The 21741-nt window shown below is 61.1% G+C and carries 21 protein-coding genes; 8 read left to right on the top strand and 13 right to left on the bottom strand.

What is annotated here, in order from left to right:
* Positions 1 to 57: 57 nt before the first annotated feature.
* From DXT74_RS14930 to DXT74_RS14910, 5 genes are all read right to left on the bottom strand, one after another.
* Entirely contained in the window at positions 58 to 789 is a 732-nt protein-coding gene (locus DXT74_RS14930; protein ID WP_162787935.1) for a DUF1120 domain-containing protein, read from the bottom strand.
* 539 nt (positions 790 to 1328) lie between these two features.
* Positions 1329 to 1856 carry a DUF6671 family protein gene (locus DXT74_RS14925; RefSeq protein ID WP_317647059.1) on the bottom strand — a complete coding sequence of 176 codons (528 nt, stop codon included), beginning with the start codon at positions 1854 to 1856 and terminating at the stop codon, positions 1329 to 1331.
* Positions 1808 to 2140 (bottom strand): hypothetical protein, encoded by a 333-nt coding sequence (locus DXT74_RS14920; protein WP_194426341.1) that lies wholly within the window; start codon positions 2138 to 2140, stop codon positions 1808 to 1810. Before DXT74_RS14920 ends, DXT74_RS14925 begins: the two co-directional genes overlap by 49 nt.
* Positions 2133 to 4502 (bottom strand): YbcC family protein, encoded by a 2370-nt coding sequence (locus DXT74_RS14915; protein WP_194426340.1) that lies wholly within the window; start codon positions 4500 to 4502, stop codon positions 2133 to 2135. The genes DXT74_RS14920 and DXT74_RS14915 overlap by 8 nt, the downstream gene beginning before the upstream one ends.
* Entirely contained in the window at positions 4495 to 5994 is a 1500-nt protein-coding gene (locus DXT74_RS14910) for an NADH-quinone oxidoreductase subunit L (RefSeq protein WP_194426339.1), read from the bottom strand. The genes DXT74_RS14915 and DXT74_RS14910 overlap by 8 nt, the downstream gene beginning before the upstream one ends.
* 96 nt (positions 5995 to 6090) lie before the next feature.
* Between DXT74_RS14910 and DXT74_RS14905 the strand changes: the two genes are divergently transcribed.
* Together DXT74_RS14905 and DXT74_RS14900 are read left to right on the top strand one after the other, a co-directional pair.
* Positions 6091 to 6972 carry a LysR family transcriptional regulator gene (locus DXT74_RS14905; RefSeq protein ID WP_194426338.1) on the top strand — a complete coding sequence of 294 codons (882 nt, stop codon included), beginning with the start codon at positions 6091 to 6093 and terminating at the stop codon, positions 6970 to 6972.
* Positions 6973 to 7257: 285 nt separating this feature from the next.
* On the top strand, positions 7258 to 8022 hold the full coding sequence (locus tag DXT74_RS14900) for an EAL domain-containing protein (protein WP_194426337.1): 765 nt from the start codon (positions 7258 to 7260) through the stop codon (positions 8020 to 8022).
* A 97-nt stretch (positions 8023 to 8119) separates the two neighbouring features.
* On the opposite strand, the gene DXT74_RS14895 is transcribed toward DXT74_RS14900, so the two are convergent.
* The 4 genes from DXT74_RS14895 to DXT74_RS14880 all read right to left on the bottom strand — a co-directional run bounded on the left by DXT74_RS14895 (position 8120) and on the right by DXT74_RS14880 (position 12724).
* On the bottom strand, positions 8120 to 9886 hold the full coding sequence (locus tag DXT74_RS14895) for a bifunctional diguanylate cyclase/phosphodiesterase (RefSeq protein ID WP_194426336.1): 1767 nt from the start codon (positions 9884 to 9886) through the stop codon (positions 8120 to 8122).
* 5 nt (positions 9887 to 9891) lie between these two features.
* Positions 9892 to 10338 carry a response regulator gene (locus DXT74_RS14890; RefSeq protein ID WP_114152904.1) on the bottom strand — a complete coding sequence of 149 codons (447 nt, stop codon included), beginning with the start codon at positions 10336 to 10338 and terminating at the stop codon, positions 9892 to 9894.
* Positions 10335 to 11810: a PAS domain S-box protein gene (locus tag DXT74_RS14885; RefSeq protein WP_194426335.1), complete on the bottom strand. Its 1476-nt coding sequence runs from the start codon at positions 11808 to 11810 to the stop codon at positions 10335 to 10337. The genes DXT74_RS14890 and DXT74_RS14885 overlap by 4 nt, the downstream gene beginning before the upstream one ends.
* A 104-nt stretch (positions 11811 to 11914) precedes the next feature.
* Entirely contained in the window at positions 11915 to 12724 is an 810-nt protein-coding gene (locus DXT74_RS14880) for an IclR family transcriptional regulator C-terminal domain-containing protein (protein ID WP_043634753.1), read from the bottom strand.
* Positions 12725 to 12888: 164 nt separating this feature from the next.
* Between DXT74_RS14880 and DXT74_RS14875 the strand changes: the two genes are divergently transcribed.
* From DXT74_RS14875 to pcaF, 3 genes are read left to right on the top strand one after another with little or no spacing between them, the layout of a single operon-like run.
* Complete coding sequence (locus DXT74_RS14875) at positions 12889 to 13581, top strand: 3-oxoacid CoA-transferase subunit A (RefSeq protein WP_043634756.1); 693 nt, start codon at positions 12889 to 12891, stop codon at positions 13579 to 13581.
* On the top strand, positions 13574 to 14233 hold the full coding sequence (locus tag DXT74_RS14870) for a 3-oxoacid CoA-transferase subunit B (RefSeq protein WP_043634759.1): 660 nt from the start codon (positions 13574 to 13576) through the stop codon (positions 14231 to 14233). Before DXT74_RS14875 ends, DXT74_RS14870 begins: the two co-directional genes overlap by 8 nt.
* Positions 14230 to 15432 carry a 3-oxoadipyl-CoA thiolase gene (pcaF, locus tag DXT74_RS14865; protein ID WP_114152906.1) on the top strand — a complete coding sequence of 401 codons (1203 nt, stop codon included), beginning with the start codon at positions 14230 to 14232 and terminating at the stop codon, positions 15430 to 15432. Before DXT74_RS14870 ends, pcaF begins: the two co-directional genes overlap by 4 nt.
* Positions 15433 to 15499: 67 nt before the next feature.
* Here pcaF and DXT74_RS14860 read toward each other — a convergent pair whose 3' ends face one another.
* Positions 15500 to 15961, bottom strand: coding sequence for a hypothetical protein (locus DXT74_RS14860; RefSeq protein ID WP_194426334.1), 462 nt, complete (start codon positions 15959 to 15961; stop codon positions 15500 to 15502).
* Here DXT74_RS14860 and pcaD point away from each other — a divergent pair.
* The gene (gene pcaD / locus DXT74_RS14855; protein ID WP_194426333.1) at positions 15954 to 16733 is read left to right on the top strand and encodes a 3-oxoadipate enol-lactonase; all 780 of its coding nucleotides are present in this window, start codon (positions 15954 to 15956) and stop codon (positions 16731 to 16733) included. The genes DXT74_RS14860 and pcaD overlap by 8 nt on opposite strands.
* Positions 16734 to 16779: 46 nt before the next feature.
* Here the strand turns inward: pcaD and DXT74_RS14850 are convergent, their stop codons facing one another.
* A complete protein-coding gene (locus DXT74_RS14850) occupies positions 16780 to 17370 on the bottom strand; it encodes a TetR/AcrR family transcriptional regulator (protein WP_081555826.1) in 591 nt (196 codons plus the stop codon).
* A 135-nt stretch (positions 17371 to 17505) separates the two neighbouring features.
* On the opposite strand from DXT74_RS14850, the gene DXT74_RS14845 reads away from it, so the two are divergent.
* Complete coding sequence (locus DXT74_RS14845; protein ID WP_194426332.1) at positions 17506 to 18705, top strand: MFS transporter; 1200 nt, start codon at positions 17506 to 17508, stop codon at positions 18703 to 18705.
* Positions 18706 to 18733: 28 nt separating this feature from the next.
* Here DXT74_RS14845 and DXT74_RS14840 read toward each other — a convergent pair whose 3' ends face one another.
* Complete coding sequence (locus tag DXT74_RS14840) at positions 18734 to 19429, bottom strand: NAD(P)-dependent oxidoreductase (RefSeq protein WP_196783770.1); 696 nt, start codon at positions 19427 to 19429, stop codon at positions 18734 to 18736.
* Positions 19430 to 19559: 130 nt separating this feature from the next.
* Positions 19560 to 20462, bottom strand: coding sequence for a LysR family transcriptional regulator (locus tag DXT74_RS14835; protein WP_194426331.1), 903 nt, complete (start codon positions 20460 to 20462; stop codon positions 19560 to 19562).
* A gap of 93 nt (positions 20463 to 20555) precedes the next feature.
* Between DXT74_RS14835 and DXT74_RS14830 the strand changes: the two genes are divergently transcribed.
* On the top strand, positions 20556 to 21707 hold the full coding sequence (locus tag DXT74_RS14830) for a muconate/chloromuconate family cycloisomerase (protein ID WP_275888050.1): 1152 nt from the start codon (positions 20556 to 20558) through the stop codon (positions 21705 to 21707).
* Positions 21708 to 21741: the final 34 nt, after the last annotated feature.

Here is a 21741-nt window from a genome sequence, read left to right as displayed (position 1 = left end):
GCCCGTATTCAAGCGCGCTGACTCAAGACTTATTCAGCGCTGATTCGCTCAAGCAAATCACTGGTAATAAATAGTGAAAGTACCTTTGCCATCCAGTTTGGTGTCGTCCTTCACATTCAAGCGTCCCTTGATGTTCAATGCCGCTGCCACCACCATGGGGAACTCATGCACGGTGGCTACCGCAGGGGTATTAGTCGCTTTTCCTTTGATGGCAAAAGTGGTGACATTGTTGCCGCCGTAATGCGGATCAAGTGGGGTGGTAGTCGTCTCTCCCCAAGAAACGCCATTATTAATTGAGTACAATAGTTTTCCGGTTTCGCCCACTTCATCATTAGCTTTATTGGTTGCCTTCAGCTTGCCGAACTCCATGCTCAGCCACCATACGCCCAGCTTTCCCATTGCCACATCGTTCCCCAAACCCATGGTTTGATTGTTGGAAAAGGCTACCGCATGGCTGCCGGCAGGATTAGTTGGCATAGGAATTTCGGTTATCAACAAGGGCTTGCTCTCCGAGCGTGCATCGGTGATGCGAATGCCCAGCGCGGTATCCTCCAGGCAGGTTACTGTCAGGCTGACTTTTCGATCCTCCAGCGTGGTCGCCGCGTTAGTGCCCAGTTCGGATACCTGAATATCGCCATAATCGATGACCGCACCGCCGCTCAAAGTCGGCGTGCACGAAGGCGGCACCAATTTGCCGGTAATCAGCAAATCCGCGCTATTTGCCGAAGCCAATTGCGACACCCCAGAAAATGCAACCCCCAACACCAAAAGCAAACTTTTATATTTCACAAAAACCTCCACATGAAAAATTGGCAATAATTCAGCGTCACCTCAGATGATGCTTTGTTATTGCAAAAAGCTTGCTGTCACCAGCAGCAAATCCCGCTTCACTACCGCAGCAAGTGGCGTCGAGAATACGTATTTAAAACAAATGCATCTATAAGGATTTCCTTAAAGCGATAACTTTTTATGCCTCAAGCAACATTACCCAATCGCAATTACTGATCCTTCGTCACATTAATCCATTGAAAAATTATTCCAAAAATAAAAATAAATACAAATGACTTGCCATGTGCATCAAGAAAACGAAAGGCATTATTATTTGACAGTCATATGCGGTTAACATGAGAGGCGAACGGCAACCGCCTCTTGCCTTCCATTGCCACGAGCAATCAGCAGTCAAGCCAAAAAAGTCGTAGAAGGCGAGATAAGGCGAAAACAGCTGAGGAAGTGGAATGTTCGCGCGGCACGCGGGCATTTTGAATGCCGGCACTTATCGCACAAGGTCTCTAACGGTGCGGAGCAGATCGTGAACAGGTTTTATAAGGCTAGGGATTGCAGTTGTCGCAGTATTGCGGTGAAACCGCTGCATGTAATCGCTGTTCACGCCGGTATTGACAGCATGGGCATTGCCAGCGGCGAACACTGGCTTGGCTGGTGAGCGCGCCGCAGTCTTTGCATGGGGTGCCGGCTAGTGGGGAGATTTCGCCAAAACCCAGCGCCTTGCACGCTGGACATGTGCAGATCAGTCTTTCCGCCAATACAGCGGCGCAGCGTGCGATCATCGCCATGCGCGTTGGATTGCGATGGGCGCGCATATCGCTTTCCAGATGCAGAGGCCCGTCGACGAGATACAGGGCAAGATGCTCTCGCAGCGCCGCTTCTTCTACTAACCCCTTATGGAAGGTTGCCTCGCCGGGTCGGCCGACAATCAAACCGTGTGTCGGAAAGCCTGATAGGCGAAGAATGTCGGGCAAAGCCGCCAGATGGCTCAGCGTCCAGTGGCAGAAATTGGTTTCTGGACCGTTCACCCAGGCTTCCACCGCGTATTGGCGCTGCGCGTCCCAGCACAGCAATAATTCGGCGCCCCAGCCGCAAGCACCCAGCCACGGGTCGCCGCCGAAGCTGCCTTCGCTCCAATGCCATAGCGCAAGCCGCTGAACTCACAAGCCAACTTGGCCTTGGCCAGCGCTGCGTCTCGCTGACTGCCTGCGCGCGGAACTTCGCCGGTAAAAGTGCCCAGGCTGTCGGTGTCGAAACTATCCACCAGCGTCAGGCCCCAGCCAATACCGTCAAGTTTGGGGGCGATGGCGGCATGCTTGCCGTGCCGGGTCAGCAAGGCGGCGTGACATTCAGTCATGTTTCCATTCGCCGTCGGCATGCCAGCGCAGCGGCGTGTCGCCGTGCACGCAATACAGGTGCAGCCAGCCGTTTTCCGCCAGTTGGCGCGGGATGGGCTGCGCCGCCAGCGCTTCCGCCAGCTTGTCCGGCGGCGCGTCTATGCAAGCGGCCAGCCGCAGCGGAGCGTGGCGCAGGCGCTGGCCGTCATGGACGGACTGCCAGGCTAGGCCAATGCGCAAATCGCCGCTATTGCCTTCGAACACGCCGATGCGGCCGCCCACCACATTGTGAAGCAGCTTGTTGCCGCTGCCAAAGCGGCGCGGGTCTACCGTGGAGGCGAAGTATTGCATATTGATCCAGTGAGCCACCACCATGGGCGCGGCAAGGATAGCTTGCAGTCCTTTGCCGTCCGGATCGGCGCGCCAGTCGTATTCATGCAGGAAGGCTCGGCCGCCCAGGTCCAGCTTCCGCGTCTTGGCCCGCAATGCGGCGATGAACAGCGCATTGCCCGCCAGCGCCCATTCGGTCCGTGTTTCCGCCCAGTCGTCGCCCTTCTGTCGCATTTTTTTCAGCAAAATGGCGTCGCTCGCCGCCGGCTCCAGACCCAATAGCGGCGCGCGACGCCGCCGCGCCAAGGCAGAGGCCGCCCGCAACTTCGCCTGCAGCTCGGGCAGGCGCGCGTGCGCCTCCGCGCGCAGGGCGTCGGTATCCAGCAACAGGATTTCGTCGCTGTGGGTAAGATGTAGCGCGGGCAGGAATACCGTGTCGGCGGGGATGGGCTGGCCCTGCTCCGCCAGCCGCGCGCGCAAGGCGGGATCGTTGAGCCAGTTGGCCAGGAGCCGCACATGCTGGTGACCGCCATGACCGCCGCAAGCGCCGCATTGTAACGCCGCCGCTTGCGGATTATTGCTGGCGTGGCTGGCATGGCCGGTCAGCAGCACCCAAGGCGCCAGCACGCCGGACAGCCCCATGGCGGGCAGCAGGCCAGAGACAATTTCCACGCGTTTTTCCAGGCCCAGTTGGTCTTGCGGCACTGGTTTGGCCGCCTCTGTCGTAAGCCAGGGGTCGAGCTGAGGCAGCGTGGCTTGATAGCTGCGCGTTTTGCTGCGTCGGATCAGCGCGGCCAGCTTGCCAAGACCGGCGCTTTCCACCATGGCGAAGCCGGAGAGAGGCAAGCGTTGGAAGGTCTGCCAGCCGTGTCGCGTTATAAGGGACTTAGGCTCAAGCGGCGTGCTCGCCTCCCAACCCGGCGCTAGCAGCACCGGCAGGCGCGGCTGGGCCGTCTCGCTGCCTGGTACACGGTAAGCCAGCGGCAGACCGAAAAATCCGGCGAAACCATAAGTGCGGCTTTCAGGAATGGTTTCCTCCAGTGCGCGGCGCAGCGGTTCGGAACGCACATCGATGCAAAACACCGCTTGCATTGCCGGACGCATGGCGTCTTCCATAGACGATTCACGGCACAACGCCTGGGTTAACGGACCATGCAGCGCCAGCTCATGGGCTCGCTGCCAGATCAGCAAGCGCGCGTCGGCGCGGCCATGCCGGCACCGATCCCAATCGCGGCGCCAGGCCGCCCAGGGGCTGTCCGGGGCGCGCATGCCGTCGTCGAGCAAGCATTCCCAGGCTATCTGGATGGCTAACAGCTGGCGCAGGTGGCCGTCGCTTTCGCCGTTCAGCCCTGCCTGCCAGTTTAGATAGGCGCACCAAGCCGCCCAGCCATTATTGCGCATCAATAAAGCCTGCAGCCAAGTCGTCAGCCATGATGACTCCGGTTGCAGCTGCGTGAGACCAACCGTCAGCATGGCTTCCGCGTCGCCAGGCAGCTGCTTGGCACGCAGGCGGATCTGTTCCCGCCGTTCCGGCAAGACGCTCAGACCGTAAGGTTGGCGTATCTGTTCCAGCCAAGCCGCATAAAAGCCATGCTCATGGTCAAGGTGCCAGTTGGCCTGATCGCGATCAAACCAAGCCGCACAATACTGGCTGATTTGCTGGATAACGACATCTGTCCAGCTTTGCACATTAAGCGGCCCGGCCGCTTCGCGGTGATAAGTGGCCAGCGCACCCGGCGACGAGAGCGAATCGCTGTCGCTTTGGGGGGGCGCGGCGTCCAGCCAGGCTTGCACGCCGTCGGTCCACCCCGTTTCCGATAGCGCAACCTCCAATGCGTCTGGGCTGATTTCACCACGTCGCCAAGCATCCATATATTCATTTTGAGGCAGGTGCAGCGGACTATTCGCTGCCTGGCGCAAGGTATCGGCAGCTTGGTGAAAGGGCTGGTCTCGCAGACCCCAGTAGGGCGAACTGGCCACCAGGCTATCCAGCGGCCAGGCCGGCGCGATAGCGGCCAGGGCTCGGGCTATGGCTTGTTCATGCTCAGTCACGGCGGCTCTCCTGCAATTGGGGCCATTTCAGGAGCAAGGGAGCGGCTGGACCTTGAAGGCGGCGGCCCAGCATGCACCACCATTCATCCAAGTAAAAACCGGCGAAAGCCCGCGGGTAGATCCGACGCGCCAGCGCGCCTTGCGGATGGCGCAGCAGCCAGCCTTGCAACAGAAAAACGAAAAGGAACATCCCGGCCAGCAAGCTTTGGGCCCACTCCGGCGGAGTCGGGCCATGTAACGGCAGGATTTGGGCTGCCAGGATGTGTAGAAACAGATAAAACTGGGTCAAGATTATGGCGGTTATCCAGCCAGCCCAGCCGCGCAGCAGCGCACCCATGCCCAGCCCTATCACCAACCAAAACAACGGAGGCAACGCCGCGACGGATATCCAGCGCTGCCACAGCCATTGCGAGACGCCCAGCAACAGCACCGCCAGCAGTCCCCTTGCCAAGTAGGCGCAAAGACTTGCGGCGGCTTTCTCTCCTCGCATATGTTGCGTTGTGGTGTTGCGCACGGCCTCACCCGTGCATAGAAACGCGTGAGCCTTATAGAACGAGTGAGCAAGCAGATGCAGCAAGGCCAGCGAATACCAACCCATGCCAATTTCCAGCAGCATGAGGCCCATCTGCGCGCAGGTGGACCAGGCCAAATGCAGCTTGATGCTGATGCGCGTAAGCATGACCACACAGCACAGCAGCGCACTGGCGCCTCCCCACAGCATCAGCAGGATATTGGCTTGCGGCGCGGCCTGCAGTATCGGCGCCGCTTTAATCAACACCACGCCTCCCAAATTGACTACTCCGGCGTGTAGCAGCGCCGAAATCGGTGTCGGGGCTTCCATCACCTGAGTGAGCCAACCATGAAAAGGCAGCTGGGCGGCCTTGATGACTACCGCCGAGGCCAGCAGCAATCCAGCCGCCGCCGCGTAACCCTGAGCGTCGCTTGCCAGCGGCGTCTGCGCGTCCGGCGACAAACTCAAGCTGCCCCCGGCGTAGGACCATGACAACAGCGCGCCAAACAACAGCAGTTCGGCCAGCCGGCTTGCGCGCCATTCACGGCGCGCGGCCAGTTGTGCGGCTGGACGATCAGGATAAAAAGTGAGCAGCGCCTGCAAAGACAGGCTGCAAGCTATCCAGGCCGCCGCCATCAGCATGAGATGGTTGGCTAGCACCACCACCGTCACTGCCGCCAATAGGCTGCCGATGGCGCGCAAAAAGCGCGCCTGACCCGGCTCGCCTTGCATATAGCGGCGCGAATAGCGCAGTACCATCCAACCCAGCAACTGGATCAGCGCCTGCATGAGCCAAGCGGCGGAAAACCAGGGCGCAGGCTGTGACATGAATATCGGAGCAAGCAGCAACAGACCGCCGCCGATGGCGGCAAATTCGGCTGCTCGCCAGTGGCGAGGCAATGCGCGGCCAGGCCACAGGGTGGGCAACAACCAGGCCAGCGCGATAGCGAACGGCAGCGCGGCCAGCAGGGTTTGGGGCATGATGAGCTCCGTTGTTTAAGCTGATTGCACTTTGCCTGGCGAATTGTGTTCAGTAAAATAGATTAAATATCACTTTTTATTCTTTATTTTAGAACGATGAGCCGGCTCAACTACCACCATCTTCATTATTTCTGGGCTGTTGCCAGCGAAGGGCATCTGACGCGTGCGGCGGAGAGACTGCATGTTTCGCAATCGGCGCTATCGGCGCAAATCCGTCAGTTGGAAGAGCAACTAGGCCAGCCGCTGTTTCTGCGCGAAGGCCGCAAGCTGCAGTTGACGGAGCTAGGTGCGGTGGTGCTGCGCTACGCCGAGGAGATTTTCGCGCTGGGCAACGAACTATTGGCCGTCGCGGCTTCAGGCCAAGGGCGTGGCACCTTGCGCATAGGCAGCGTGGCGACGCTGTCACGTAATTTCCAAGAATGGTTTTTACAGCCGGTGCTGAAAGAAGCCGATGTGCGGCTAGTACTTGAGTCTGGCAGCCTGAATGAATTGCTTCAGCGGCTCAAGAGCCACGAACTGGACGTGGTGCTGTCCAACCGGCCGGTGCTTGGCGACGACAAACAATCTTGGCGCTGCCGCACGCTGGCGCGCCAGCCGGTAGTATTGGTGGGGCCGCCTCGGCCGGAGGGGCTGCCCTTCCACTTCGAGCGCGACCTGCCGACGCTGCCTCTGCTGGTGCCTAGCCGCAAGAGCGAGATTCGCTTGCGCTTTGACCTACTGTGCGAAGAGCTGACCCTACAGCCCGCTATCCGCGCCGAAGTAGATGACATGGCCATGTTGCGACTACTCGCGCGTGACGCGGGCTGCGTAGCTTTGCTGCCTGCCATCGTGGTCAAAGACGAACTGGAAAAAGGGCTGCTACAGCAATATTGTGAAGTACCGCAAGTTGAAGAAACCTTTTATGCCATTACCGTGCAGCGGCGCTCATTGTCGCCATTGCTAAAAAAATTATTAGAAACTGTCGCAAAAACGGGTTAAGTGCATTTAAAAACACCGCCCCCAAAAATTGTCGCCTGCAAAAGCGACCCTAAATTTTGAACAAGTTATTGGGTTTACAAGGCAAAAATTATATTTTTCAAGAACATAAATCCCATTTGTCATTATAAAAAATTGAAATTATGCCGCCGGGTACTATACTGATATTGATTGCCAAGTAACCGCTACAGTCGCCAGTATTTATAGAGAGTCCTGCATGGGTTTGCGTGCAAAAAATTTAGCCACTGTTGCAGGAAAAATATCATATCAAGCTCAATGAAAAAATCCATGGGAAGTACCGAAATGCTCGATGATTTTGGTTGTTCGAATTGTAAAAGCCTTACCGCTCTTTCTTTTGATTTCACCATGGCTTTTCAGCCAATTTTAGATGCCAAGACTATGAGGCCGATTGCTTTTGAAGCCCTTGTGAGAGGCATAAATGGTGAATCCGCATCAAGCGTTTTGGAAAAAATTGATGATACGAATCGATATCGATTCGATCAATCTTGCCGAGTAAAAGCTATTGAACTGGCCTCTCGCCTAGGCCTGGCAAAAGATTCAAGCTGCAAGCTAAGCATTAATTTTTTGCCAAACGCAATTTACAACCCATCCGCTTGCATTCGCGCCACCATGGAGGCCACGAAAAAATTTGGCCTACCCCACTCCAGGTTGATATTTGAAGTCACTGAAGGGGAAAAGGTTTCAAACAGCGCTCACCTAAAAAGAATATTCGACGAGTATCGTCGCATAGGGATGATGACGGCCATTGATGATTTTGGGGCGGGCTATTCAGGCTTGAATCTTCTTGTGCAATTTCAACCCCACATAATAAAACTCGACATGGAGCTCACCAGAGACATCCACTTGGACAACACCAGGCAGGTGGTTGTGGAGGCCATTGCGCTTGCATGTAAAAAGTTAAATATAAATATAATAGCCGAAGGAATAGAAACCCAAGGAGAAGCTGAGTTTCTTTCGACGATTGGAATAAACTGGCACCAAGGATTTTACTACGCCAAGCCAGAGATAGAAGCTTTGCCCTTGTTTAAATGAGCAAGGCAATTTGCAAGAGCTTTACTTTAACAATAAAATCGACATTGTTTTGTTTTTCAGCGTTCCCAACGAGTACGGCTTCCGTTGTGAACGCCAATCAAGCTCGTCTCTTGCCGCGCTCCCACATTTCCCGCCACGGCAACACTTTAGCCGCAGGCATGGGTTTGGCAATGCTGTAGCCCTGACCCAAATAGCAGCCTAGCCGCATCAAGACTGGCCAATATTTCTTGCGCTCAACGCCTTCGACAATAAAGTCAATGGCGCGGCTCTGGCAGAATACCGCCATGCACTGAATCAACGAGGCGTTGAAGGAACCCGGTTCCAGCCCCTGCGCAAAGGCTTTGTCCAGCTTGATCTCGGTGATTGGACAGTTTTTCAGGTAGGTAAAAGAAGTGAAGCCCGCCCCAAAATCGTCTATCGACAATGACACGCCATGGGCGTGAAGTTGTTCTATCATCGCCTTAGCCTTGACCGGGTTGATGACCAGCGCGGTTTCCGTCAATTCCAACACCAGCAGACTGGGTGGGATCTTGTAGCTGGCCAGCCGCGCCATCACCTCTTCCACAAACCGACTATCTTCCAGCATCCGCGCGGAAATATTCACCGCCACCTTGAAGGGTTCCCGCAGCTGGCTGATCCATATCTGTTGCTGGGACAGCACCAGTTCCAGCGTCAAATAAGTGAAACGGCTCAGTAGATTGCAAGATTCCAGCGTGGGCATGAAGTCATCGGGGTTTACCTGTCCCTGTATCGGGCTATTCCATCTGACCAAGGCTTCGAAGCCGACCACTTCCTCGGTGTCCAGCCGGACCTTGGGCTGGTAATGCATTTCCAGTTCCTTGTGCTGGAGCGCCCGGGTTAGCTGGGTAATCAAGGCCTGAGTGGTTTGCCCCGATTTGGGCCAGGGTTTGTCGTTTTCGCCCGCGTACAAGGCAACTGAGCCGAGATTGCTTTTTGCCTGATACATCGCGATATCGGCGCAAGACAACAGCTGGACAGGGTCGCAGCCATGTTGCGGGCACATTGCCACGCCGAAGGAGGCGCCTATCGACAAGGCGTGTTCGCCCACCAGAATCGGCGCGTCCAGCGTATGCCCCACCTTCTCCGCCAAGGCCAACGCGCATTCCGCTCCATCCACCTCCAGCAGCAAGGCGGCGAACTCATCGCCGCCCAGGCGAGCGATGGTGTCCGAGCCTCTTAGCAGGCTGGCGAAGCGCGTGCCCACTTCCCGCAGTACCAAATCGCCGGTCTGATGGCCGAGTTTATCGTTGACCTCCTTGAAGCGGTCCAGATCTATCATCAACACGGCAAACGGCAACTGATTGCGAGCGTGCAATGCGCACAACTGCTCCAGGCGATCAAGAAACAGATTGCGGTTGGGCAAATCAGTTAGCGAATCGTAGAGGCTGCGGTGTTGCAATAGCAGCTCGGTTTCACGCAGCTTGGCTTGCATCGCCGCCACCCGCACGCCGTCGCTGATGGTTTGGCGCAGCCGGTCCTCGGTCAGCTCGAACTTGGGCAGGTATTCGTATACCCCCAGTTTGATGGCCTCGGCGGCAATGCGCTCATTGCCGGTGCCGGTGACCGCCACGATCAGGCAGGATTGATTGCGTTGCTGGATTGAGGGCACTAGTTCGCGCCCGTCGCCGTCGTCCAGTTTGAAATCCAGAAAAACAAAGTCAAACAGCTCCCGGCCCAGCAGACTCAAGGCGCTGGCCTTGGAGTCCGCTTCCAGGATTTGAGAGCATAAGGCGTTTCTGTGCAGCAGGCGGATGATGCGCTCGCGGTCGACGTCGTCGTCGTCCACTACCAGCACGCTGACTTGCTGCGGCGCCTCTTGCAGGCACTCGACATCGTCGATCATTGCGATTACCGGGCCGGCAAAACCACGGACTGGGCGTAAGAATGCAGTAGATCCATCAGTTTCACGAACTGCGGACCCACGGCGGATTTCATCATATAGCCCGCCACGTTTTCCTCGTAAGCGCGCATGCGGTCCGTGTCCCGCGACGAGGTGGTCAGCACGAAGATCACCGAATTGCGCAACTGGTTGTCGGCGCGGACGGTTTCGAGAAATTGAAAACCGTCCATCCGCGGCATATTGAGATCCAGCAAAATCAGAAAGGGGCTGGTGATCCGCTTGCTGTCGTGCGTTCCCCGCAGGATTTGCAAGGCCTCAAGGCCATCGCAGGCGGTCACCATATTGCACTCAAGCCCTTGGCGGCGCACGCCGCGCAATACGCCTTCAATGGCCACGTCATCGTCATCCACCAGTAGAACCGTAATGTCGCTTGATATCACCGCGCTTGCCATCATTCCATCTCCTTGAGCGGAAACCGCGGCCAGCGGATACGGAAACAAGCGCCGCCCAGCGTGCCGTTTCGATCCAGAACCACGGTGCCGCCATTGCTGTTGACCATGCGGCGGGTTACCGCCAGTCCAACGCCATGCCCCGCCGCCTGGCTGCTGGCGCGGTGAAACAACTTGAAAATACGCTCTTCAGAGCCCTCCGGCACGCCAACGCCGTCGTCTTCCACAGTGAACAGATTAAAGCGCCCTTCTTCCTCCACCGTGATGCGAATCACGCCTTTGCCTCCCCCGTGATGCTTGCAGGCATTGGACAGCAAATTGCGGATCGCCAAGGACAGCGGCGTGCGGGCGGCGGGAAACGGCCTGGCGTTGATTTCAACATCCAGCCGGAAATCGGGGGAAATATCGAGAAGCTCCAGGGTTTCGCGCACCAGTTTGCCGGGGTCGATCTCTTCGATTCGTTCATCCTGGCGCCCTGCCCTCGCGTATTCCAACAAGTCTTCTATCATGCGTTCAGCGCGGGCGATGCGCTCTTCGGCCCGTGCAAAGTTTTTCTCTATGTCCGCGCTGAGCTGGGACGGATCCAAATCTTCGCGAATCCACGAAATCAGATCCGCGATGCCGCGCAAAGGCGAGCGCAAATCATGGGAGGCCACATAAGTGAACTCCTCCAGTTGAGCATTGGCCTGCTGCAGCGTTTCCTCAAATTTCTTGCGCAAAGAGATGTCGGTGATTGCGGCCAACACCTGCCGCTCCCCTTCGGTTTCCAGCGGGGTCAGCCCCACTTCCACCGGAAATTCGCTGCCGTCCCGGTGCTGGGCCAGCAGGTCGCGCCCGGAGCCCATCGCCCGCACTTCCGGCGCCTTGGCGAAGGCGGAGCGCAAAGCCGGGTGGCCGTTTCTCACGCGCTGCGGCAGCAGCACCTCCACCGGCTTGCCGACCAGCTCGCCTGGCGGATAACCAAACATGGCGTCCAGTGCTTGATTGGTCATTGAAATCCTGCCATCCGCGCCCGCCATCAGCAGGCCGATAGGCAGTGAAGACACCACTTTGGAAAAGCGATGCTCGAGCCGGCGCCGCGGCGTGATGTCGCTGACAAAGGCCACCGCGCAGACTTCGTCGTCGTGCGGCATCGAACCCAGGCCGATTTCAATCGGGAACTGGCGTCCATCTGCGTGTTGGGCAAACAGCTCGCGGCCGCTGCCCATGGTTCTGGGGGTGGGATTGGCAAAAAACAGCTGACGAAAATCTAGATGGCGTTCGCGAATATCCGCCGGCAACAGCATTTCCACCGGCTGTCCAAGAAGCTGGGCCTTGCTGTAGCCAAACATGTTTTCCAGCGCGCTGTTGACGTAGAGCATGCGTCCATCGGCCGCCACCACCAACACGCCCACCGGGGCGGCCTCTACGACGGAAGCCAGTCCGGCATTACCGGCGGCGCCCGCGGCAGGAACCTTTTCCGGAAATTTGAACGACATCTCGCCCTGCTTTCACCTATGTTTTATTGCTGTAGGTTTAGCATAGGGTTTTCTCAAGCGCTGTTAATTCTGATGTCCTATCCGCTTCATCGACAACGCTTTGCTCAGGCAAGCAGCAAGGCCAGTTCCGCCGCCGCCTCGCGCAGCACCGGCAAGATGCGCAGCAACAAATCCTCGCGGCTGACGCGCGCGGCCTGCACGCCGACATTGATCGCCGCCGCGGCGCGGCCATCGCCCCCGATGATGGGCACGGCAATGGAACGCAGACCGATTTCCAGTTCCTGATCTATCAAGGCGTAGCCCTGCTCCGCCACCCTCGCCAGCTCCGCCTCCAACTCCGGCCGCTCTACGATGGTGTGCGGCGTGTGCTGGACCAGCCTCGCCCGGTCCAATAGTTGAGCGAGCTCGGCGGCGGGCAGCCGGCTCAGCATCGCTCGGCCCATTGATGTGCACGTCGCGGGCAAACGGCTGCCTATATCCAGATCCACCGTCATGATTCGGCTGGTGAAGGCACGCGCGATATAGAGGATGTCGTCGCCGTCCAGGATGGCGATAGAGCTGGATTCGTTGACGCTGCTGCTGACGTGGCGCAGCACAGGCTGGCCGGCGCGCGCCAACGGCGTTGAGCCCAGATAGGCGTGGCCCAGCGCCAGAATGCGCGGCCGCAGGGCGAAATGGCGGCCGTCCTCGCTGTCCACGAAACCCAGCTTGTTCAAGGTGTACAAGCAGCGTCGCACCGCTGCGCGAGGAATGCCGGTGCGCTGGCTGATCTGCGAAGTGGACAGCAGGCGCCGCTGTGCGGAGAACGCCTGAATCACCGCCAAGCCCCGCGCCAGCGAGGCCATGTAGTTGGGGTCGCCGCTAAAGGTCTCTTCCACGCCTTCTTCGGAAATGGGGTCTTGCCGTTGTTGCATCTTGTCTCCTTTTTTTCATGTTGAGCGATTACCGCACACTATTGCGATCATCGTATTGACCCCGCGGCTGGCCGGCAAGCATGCTGAATGCGCGATTAAAGTTATTTGGTTCGATAATCGCACAATCTCTTTTATGGCTGCACGCAGCCCGCAAAGGACAGTCGATGATAGATAAAACGGTAAGCTCGCCCGCCGCCGCCATTGCCGACATCCACGACGACGCCACGGTAATGATTGGCGGCTTCGGCGTCGCCGGCCAGCCGGCGGAATTGATAGACGCGCTGATAGACCATGGCGCGCGCAATCTAACCATCGTCAACAACAACGCCGGCAACGGCGAAACCGGGCTGGCCGCCTTGCTGCGGGCGCGCCGGGTTCGCAAGATCGTCTGCTCGTTTCCGCGCCAGGCGGACTCACAGGTGTTCGACGCGCTCTACCGCGCCGGCGACATCGAACTGGAATTGGTGCCGCAGGGCAATCTGGCGGCGCGCATCCAGGCCGCCGGCGCCGGGCTGGGCGCCATCTTCACGCCCACCGGCTACGGCACTCTGCTGGCGGAAGGCAAGGAAACCCGCCGGATCAATGGCCGCGACTATGTGCTGGAGCTCCCCATCCACGCGGACTTCGCGCTGATCAAGGCCTGCCGAGGGGACCGCTGGGGCAATCTGCAATACCGCAAGGCGGCGCGCAACTTCGGCCCCATCATGGCCGCCGCCGCGCGCCAGACCATCGTCCAGGTGGGGCAGTTGCTGCCGCTAGGCGAAATGGACCCGGAAACCGTGGTGACGCCGGGCATCTTCGTTCACAAGCTGGTTTGCGTCGGTGGCCAGTTAACGCAAGGAGGCCGGCATGAATAAACGACTGAATCGCGAGCAGATGGCGGCGCGGGTGGCGCGCGACATCCCGGAGGGCGCCTACGTCAACCTGGGCATTGGTCTGCCCACCCGGGTGGCCGACTATCTGCCGCCGGAGCTGGACATCTTCCTGCACAGTGAAAACGGCCTGCTGGGCATGGGGCCGGCGCCGGCTCCAGGTCAGGCGGACCCGGATCTGATCAACGCCGGCAAGGAGCCGGTCACGCTATTGCCGGGCGGCTGCTTTTTCCATCATGGCGATTCTTTCGCCATGATGCGCGGCGGTCATCTCGACATCTGCGTGTTGGGCGCCTTTCAGGTATCCAGACGCGGGGACCTGGCCAACTGGCACACCGGCGCGCCGGACGCCATCCCGGCGGTGGGCGGCGCGATGGACCTGGCCATCGGCGCCAAGCAAGTGTTCGTGATGATGGAGCATCTGAACAAACAGGGCGAATGCAAACTGGTGGAAACCTGCAGCTACCCTCTGACCGGCGTGGCTTGCGTACACCGTGTGTACACCGACCTGGCGGTGATAGACCTCCGCGACGGAGAGTTGCTGGTGCGCGAATGCGTGCCTGGCCTGGATTTCGATGAATTGCAGCGGCTGACTCCGGTTCGGCTGACCGACGCTCGCCAAGGAGATGTCCAATGAGACAGGCTTATATCTGTGACGCCATCCGCACGCCCTTCGGCCGCTACGGCGGCGCGTTGTCAGCCTTGCGCGCCGACGACCTGGCCGCCCTGCCCTTGGCCGCCTTGCAACAACGCAATCCGGGCGCGGACTGGGCCTTGTTGGACGATGTGCTATATGGTTGCGCCAACCAGGCCGGCGAAGACAACCGCAACGTGGCGCGCATGGCCGCGCTGCTGGCCGGCCTGCCGGCGTCCACCCCTGCCAGCACGGTCAACCGCCTCTGTGGTTCCAGCCTGGACGCCATCGGCCAGGCCGCGCGCGCCATCAAGAGCGGCGAAGCCGAATTGCTGATCGCCGGCGGCGTGGAGAGCATGAGTCGCGCGCCCTATGTGATGGGCAAGGCGGACAGCGCTTTCGCCCGTAATCTGCGCATAGAAGACAGCACCATGGGCTGGCGTTTCGTCAACCCCTTGCTGCGCGAGCGCTATGGCGTGGACTCCATGCCGGAAACCGCGGAAAACGTGGCCGAGCAGTTCCGCATCTCGCGCGCGGATCAGGACGCCTTCGCGCTGCGCAGCCAGCTGCGAGCCGCCGCCGCGCAGGAAGCCGGCCGGCTGGACGATGAATTGATGGAAGTGCTGATTCCGCGCGCCAAGGGCGAGCCGCTGAGTTTCACGCGCGACGAACACCCGCGCGCCACCTCGCTGGAAGCGCTGGCCCGGCTCAAGGGCGTAGTGCGGACCGACGGTAGCGTCACCGCCGGCAACGCCTCCGGCATCAACGACGGCGCGGCGGCGCTGCTGCTGGCCGGAGAAAACGCGCTGAAACGCCATGGGCTGACGCCGCGCGCGCGCGTACTGGCCATGGCCTGCGCCGGCGTCGAGCCTCGCATCATGGGTTTCGGCCCGGCCCCGGCCATCCGCAAAGTCCTGGCTCTGGCCGGGCTGCGCCTCGACCAAATGGACGTAATCGAACTTAACGAGGCCTTCGCCGCCCAGGCGCTGGCTGTATTGCGAGACCTGGGCTTGCCGGACGACGCCGAACACGTCAATCCCAACGGCGGCGCCATCGCCCTTGGCCATCCTCTGGGCGCCAGCGGCGCGCGCCTGGCCGCCACCGCGCTGTACCAATTGCAACGCAACGGCGGTCGTTATGCGCTGTGCAGCATGTGCATAGGCGTCGGGCAAGGCATCGCGCTGATCATCGAGCGCGTCTGAAAACCTGTTCGCCGTCCACCGCGCGTCGGCTAGCGCTACACGGCGAGAGCCGACCGCGCGCCCACTCTCATAGGAGCCTCCCATGCAGAACAAGCCTATGGATATCAGCGAGTTCATCGACGATAGCCCGCTGTCCCGCTATCAAGTCATGGTGCTGACGCTGTGTTTTCTCATCGTGCTGCTGGACGGTTTCGACACCGCCGCCATCGGTTACATCGCGCCGGAGCTGATTGGCCAATGGGGTATTACCCGCAATCAATTGGCTCCGGCTTTCGGAGCCGGCTTGTTTGGCATGCTGGTAGGCAATTTCGCCTTCGGTCCGGTGGCGGACCGGCTGGGCCGGCTCCATCATCGGCTCGATGACCGGCGCTCTGCTGCTTTCCACAGCGGGTTCGGCGCACGGTTTCTTCGCTTGGGCCGCCGCGCCGGTGCTGGCCGGCGCGCTAGCCTTGTTCGCGATGGCGCGGCTGGATGCGGCGCCTGCGGTTTTGAAATCCCAGACATAGGTAAAGGAGCCCGTCATGCCCATGCTGAAACTCGCCAGCCATTCGCTGCACTACCAACTGGACGGCCCTGCGTCCGCGCCGGCATTGCTGCTGTCCAACTCCCTCGGCACCACGTTGGACATGTGGCGGCCGCAACTGGCGGCCTTGAGCCGGCGTTACCGCGTGCTGCGCTACGATACCCGCGGCCACGGCGCCAGCACAGCCAGCGCCGAGTGCGGGCTGGCAGACCTCGCCGGCGACGCACTGTCGCTGCTGGATGCGCTGGACATCGAACGCGCGCACTTTTGCGGCATTTCCATGGGAGGCCTCACCGGCCTGTGGTTGGGCGCGTACGCGCCGGAACGCCTGCAATGCCTGGTTGTCAGCAATAGCGCGGCCAAGATAGGTAAAAGCGAAGCCTGGCGGCAGCGCGCCGCCCAAGTGCGTGCCGACGGCATGGCGGAATTGGCCTCCAGCGCCCATCTGCGTTGGTTCAGCCCCGATTTTTGCGCCAAGGCGCCGGACACCGTCGAGCAGGCGCGCGCCTGGCTTGCGGCCACCTCGCCGAGCGGCTACGCCGCCTTCTGCGAGGCGCTGGCCGACGCCGACCTGCGCGCGGACTTGCCGCGCATCGCCACGCCGACTTTGCTGATCGCCGGCCAGCATGATCCGGTCACCACCGCGGCGGAAGCGGCAGCCATGGCCGAGTGCATGCCGAACGCCCGGCTGGCGCTGCTGCCCGCCTCCCACCTGTCCAATCTGGAAGCCCCGCTCGCCTTCGAACAGGCGGTGCTGGCTTTTCTAGACGCGCGCTGAAACGAAGCTGTCTATAGAACCTGCCAAGACTGCTCTTCAGGGTGCCCTACGCCTTTAGTCGCAGCCCCTCCAGCAAGGTCTCCAGCGCGTCCAGCGTCTGAGCTAGCGCCTCCGGCTGCTCGGCGCCGGACACCCAGCAGGCGCCTTCCAGCAGCGCGCCGTTGATCAAGCGCGCCAGCGCCTGGGGATTGGCGTGGCGAATCAGGCCGGCGTCCATCAGCGCGCGCAAGCGCTCGGCGATGGCGCTGACGCACTGCCGCTGACCGGCCTGTACATATGCGGCGCCCAGCGCAGCCGGCGCATCGCGCAGCAAAATGCGCTGCGCCTCCGGCTGTGTGACCGCTTGCAGATAAGCGCGACAACGTCGCTTGAAACCCTGCCATGGGTCTGCCGCCTCGCGCTCCACGCGCGCGAGGCCGGCCTCGATCTCGGCGTCCAACGCCTGGGCCACCGCCAACAGCAAGCCTTTTTTGTCTCCAAAGTGGTGGTAGAGCGCGCCACGGGTCACGCCGGCGGCGGCGGTCAACTCGTCCATCACCGTCGCGGCGTAGCCATCGGCGCCAAAACTGCGGCGCGCAGACTGCAGCAGCCGGTTCCGGGTTTCCTCCATGGTTTCGCTGCGCGTTTTGCCTGCCATTGTGTTCTCCTGTTTCCGCCTGGGTCGTCACACCGCATTTGACATACGGGATGTATGTCGATTAGTTTAACATACGTCGCGTATATTAAAACAGCAGACGAGCTGTATTCACATCGCCCGTCACAAGGAAACCCGATGGCCAACCCCTACCTTAGCCTGTTCTCCCATCCCGGCAGCCTGGCTTTCTCAGCCGCCGCCTGGGTGGCGCGGATGCCGATTTCCATGACGGGTATCGGGATCATCACCATGTTGTCGCAAACCTCCGGTTCCTATTGGCTGGCCGGCGCCGTCGCCGCCACCTTCACTTTTTCAATGGCGCTGCTGGCGCCTCAGGTCTCTAGATTGGTGGACCGCTACGGCCAGCGCCGGGTGCTGCCGGCGGCCACCGCGCTCAGCGTGACGGCCATGCTGGGCTTGTTGTTCTGCAGTTGGGCGCAATGGCCGGTGTGGACCTTGTTTGTTTCCGCCGCCCTCGCCGGCTGCATGCCCAGCATGTCGGCGATGGCTCGCGCGCGCTGGACCGAGATCTATCGCGGCTCGCCGCAACTGCACACCGCGTTTTCCCTGGAATCGGTATTGGATGAGGTTTGCTTCATCGTCGGCCCGCCCATCGCCGTCGGCCTGAGCGTGGCCGCGTTTCCACAGGCCGGGCCCTTGCTGGCCGCTGTGCTGCTGGCGGGCGGCGTCGCCGCCTTCTGCGCGCAAGCCGGCACCGAACCGCCGGTGCATCCAGAGACGGGGGAGCGCCACGGCTCGGTCGCTTCCTTGGCCGGCATGCAGGTGCTGATCCTGGCCCTTGTGGCGCTGGGCGCCATCGCCGGGGCCGTGGACGTGATCAGCGTCGCTTTCGCCCAGCAGCAGGGGCAGCCGGCGGCGGCCAGCATCGTCTTATCGGTGTACGCGATCGGCTCCTGCCTGGCCGGCCTGTTGTTTGGCGCGCGCAAGCTCAACATGCCGCTGCCGCGGCTCTTCGTTCGGGCCGCCGCCGCTACCGCCTTGGCCACCCTGCCTTTGCTGCTGGTCTCCAATCTCTGGCTGCTGACCGCCGGCGTTTTGCTGGCAGGCGTGTTTTTCGCTCCCACCATGATCGTTGCGATGGGTTTGGTGGAAGAGATGGTCCCGCCGACGCAACTGACCGAGGGCCTGACCTGGCTGATCACCGGTCTCGCCAGCGGCGTGGCGCTGGGCGCGGCGGTGACGGGTTGGGTAGTGGATCATGCCGGCGTGCGCGCCGGCTTCGGCGTGACTCTGGCCGCCGGCGCGCTGATGGCGTTGATTGCGGTGGTCGGACAGAAGCGGATAGCCTCTCACTATTTGCAAGAGAAAGCAGCCTAGCCGGCTAGCATCCAACGGCAAGGACGCGTCAGTCCGCCGCTGCGGCGATGGCGGCCTGCGCCGATGGAGTTTGGCGGCCGACGATGGCCGGCGCCCGCCGGATCAGAGCCTCATCTTCCAGCGCCGTCACCATGAAGAGGGCGAAGTCTGTTCGGCGCGTGAGATTGCTGTTCAACACGGCATCGCCAACATGTTCGCTCCACAAAGGCAGGCCCTGGCTGACACCCTCTTCCAGATTGCTGCCGCGCACCACGGTCCACTGGGTGTCACTGGCGAAGATCAAGTTGCAAGCCCGAACTTGATCCTCGATTTCGCCGACGCGAAACAAGCGTAGCAGCCAGCCGCCTATCGACACCGCCAACCTAAGGGACAATGGGTAGACATCCTGGCCGTCGCGGCTGATGTGCCAGCCGCAGGAAAATACCAGCCGCGCGCCGACCGGGGCGAAATCCAGCACAGCCCGAGCGGTGCCCGACGAGTAATGCTTCATACCCCAAGGCACCAGCACGGTTAATACACCGTCGCAGCCGGCCACGGCCCGTTGTATGAGCTGACGATCGTCGCTGGCGCCGGGCATGATCGTGATGCGGTCCTTGAAGCGCTCCAGCTTGGGTGCGCTGACCGCGCGGCAAACCGCGACCACCTCGTAACCCCGGTCCAGCGCATGCTGAACCATGTATTGGCCCAGTTTGCCGGACGCGCCTATGATGCATATTTTCTTCATGGCTCCCCCTGTCATTGAATTGAAAAACCTCGCCGCGCGAACGCTTATTGCGGACCGCTCACCGTCACGAAACGAAAAACACACTCTCCCTCTCGCCCTGCAAATGAATGTCGAAACAGTAGCCCACCCTCTATTTCTCCAGAGCCTCCTCGCGCGGCAACAGCTCGCGCAGCAAGCGCCGGATCAGGGCCAGTTCTTCTGAACAGTCTCCGCGCCGCGCGCTCATGATTAGCGGCGACGCCAGGCCCTCGTCCGTTAGCGGCCGGTAAACCACATCGTCTCGGCGTAGCCGCAACACGCTCGCCGGCACCACGCACACGCCCATGCCGGCGGCCACCAGGCCCAGCGCGGTTTGAAGTTCGCGGACCTCCAGCGTGTAAGCCGGCTCCAGCGCGCGCTGGCGGAAGGCGGCCAATACTTGGTCGGCGTAACTGGGGCGAGGCTGGCGCGGGTAGATCAGCACCGTTTCCTCCGCCGCGTCGCGCAGGTGCAACGGAGCCTCCAGCCTTGCCAGCGGATGCTCCAGCGGCAGCGCCAGCCACAGGGCTTCCTCGGCCAGCACCTCACGCTCCACCGCCGGATCGTCAAACAAAAGCCGGCCAAAGCCGACGTCGATGCGCCCGGCTTTCAAGGCCTCCACCTGCTCCAACGAAGTCATTTCCAGCAAGGACAGCTCAATGTCCGCATGGATGGCGCGAAAACGGCGTATCACCTCCGGCAGCGGCCGGTACAGAGTGGAGCCGACATAACCTATCACCAGCTGGCGGCGCGCCAGCGCGATCTTGCGCGTCATCGCGCGCATGCCCTGGGCCTGGGCCAGCAGATTGCGCGCCTGGGCGTAGAAGAAGCGGCCGGCCTCGGTCAGCTGCAGCGGCCGCGCGCCGCGGTCCAGCAGCAACAGGCCCAGTTCCTCCTCCAGTTGCTGGATCTGTCGGCTTAGCGGCGGCTGGGCGATGTGCAGTCTTTCCGCCGCGCGGGTGAAGTTGAGTTCCTCGGCGACGGCGACGAAGTAGCGCAAATGGCGCAATTCCATTCAATACCTCACAGGTATGAAAGCAGACGAAAACGGTGTTGGACCCGCGGCTCTACAGGCTTGCATGATATCCGAAACCACGGGAGCGCAATCTTGATACCTGATACCGCGATAGACACGGTGGAGACCATCTTGGTCGATCTGCCCACCATCCGCCCGCACCAGCTGTCGGTGGCCACCATGCGCAGCCAGACGCTGGCTCTGGTGCGCATCCGCTGCCGCGACGGGCGGGAAGGCTGGGGCGAAGCCACCACCATAGGCGGGCTGCAATACGGAGAGGAAAGCCCGGAAAGCGTCAAAACCAATATCGACCGCCACCTGGCGCCGCTGCTGCTGGGCGAGGACGCCCGCGGCGTGGGCCGACTGCTGGTCAAGCTGCGTCGCGGCGCCCGCGGCAACCGTTTCGCAAAATGCGCGCTGGAAACCGCCTTGCTGGATATCCAGGCGCAAAGATTGGGCGTGCCGATGAGCGACTTGCTGGGCGGCCGGGTGCGAGACAGCCTGCCAGTGGCCTGGACCCTGGCCAGCGGCGACACCGGCCGCGACATCGCAGAGGCCGAGGACATGCTGGAACGGCGCCGCCATCGCGTGTTCAAGCTGAAGATAGGCCTGCGCGCGCCGGAAGACGACGTGGCCCATGTGCTGGCCATCTGCCGCGCGCTGGACGGCCGCGCCAGCGTGCGCGTCGACGTCAATCAGGCCTGGAGCGAGATGCAGGCCGAGCGCGCCATCGCCCGGCTGCAGGACGGCGGCGTGGAACTGATCGAACAGCCTGTGCCGCGCGAACACCCCGCCGCGCTGGCCCGGCTGGCGCGGCGTTTCGAGGTGCCGATCATGGCGGACGAATCCCTGCACGGCCCGGCGGACGCCAACCAGTTGGCGCGCCTGGACGCCGCCGACGTGTTCGCGGTGAAAATCGCTCAGTCCGGCGGCTTGTTCGCCGCGCGGCAGGTGGCCGAGATCGCCGCCGTCAATGGTCTGGGCCTTTACGGCGGTACCATGCTGGAGGGCGGCATCGGCACCATCGCCTCGGCCCAGTTGTTCGCCACTTTCGAAAAACTGGACTGGGGCAGCGAACTGTTCGGCCCGCTGTTGCTGACCGAGGAACTGCTGACCGAGCCTCTTTGCTACCGGGATTTCGAACTGCACCTGCCTTCCGGACCCGGCCTGGGCGTACGACCGGACCCGGACAAGCTGGCGACCTTGCGCCGCGACCGGACCGCGCCGCGGCTGCATGCGGTCTGAACCCGACAAGCCTTTGAAAAGCCAAGGAGACCTT

The sequence above is a fragment of the Chromobacterium sp. Rain0013 genome, from assembly GCF_015291765.1.
GTDB classification, from domain to species: Bacteria; Pseudomonadota; Gammaproteobacteria; order Burkholderiales; family Chromobacteriaceae; genus Chromobacterium; species Chromobacterium haemolyticum.
This window is presented reverse-complemented; position numbering and strand designations above follow the sequence as displayed.